Origin of the sequence: Streptomyces sp. DH12 (assembly GCF_020873895.1) — a bacterium.
Lineage (GTDB): Bacteria > Actinomycetota > Actinomycetes > Streptomycetales > Streptomycetaceae > Streptomyces.
Genome location: NZ_JAHWGT010000686.1, coordinates 1 through 518 on the forward strand (window position 1 = coordinate 1; position 518 = coordinate 518).

Annotated in this window: 2 protein-coding genes; both read left to right on the plus strand. The window is 70.5% G+C overall.

The window, feature by feature from the left end; genetic code table 11:
- Positions 1 to 368 (plus strand): type II secretion system F family protein (locus LPA54_RS36490; RefSeq protein ID WP_368857897.1); only part of this gene is annotated, 368 nt, incomplete at its 5' end.
- A 20-nt stretch (positions 369 to 388) separates the two neighbouring features.
- Positions 389 to 518 (plus strand): DUF5936 domain-containing protein (locus tag LPA54_RS36495; RefSeq protein ID WP_228984802.1); only part of this gene is annotated, 130 nt, incomplete at its 3' end.

The window sequence follows — 518 nt, forward strand, 5'->3', positions numbered from 1 at the left end:
AGGACGCCCTCGGTGAACTCTCCGACCGCCTCCCCTCCCGCGAACTGGTCGTCCTCGTCACCACGCTGGTGCTGGCCAACCGGGCGGGTGGCCAGGTGGTGAGCGCGCTGCGCAACCTCCCCGAGACCCTGGAGGAACGCAAGGAGACCCGGCGCGAGGTCCGCACCCAGCACTCCCAGGTCAGCATGACCTCGTACGCCGTGCCCGTGCTCGGCGTCGGCTCGCTGTTCCTGATGAACGGGGTGAAGGACGGCGCCCTGGAGCGCATGACCGGATCGACGGCCGGACAGATCGCGGTCCTCGTCGCCTTCGGCCTGTACGCCGTCGGCTTCCTGCTCATCCGCCGCCTGTCCCGCATCGACGTCTGAGCCGGGAAGGGGACGACGACATGGCACTCCTGCTCGCCGCGCTCATGGCCCTCGCCGTGTGCGGCGTCTTCGCCGGCATCCGCATGTACCGGGCGGAGGCGAAACTCCCCGGCGACCTGATGCTCGCCCTGGAGGTCGGCTCCACCCGCA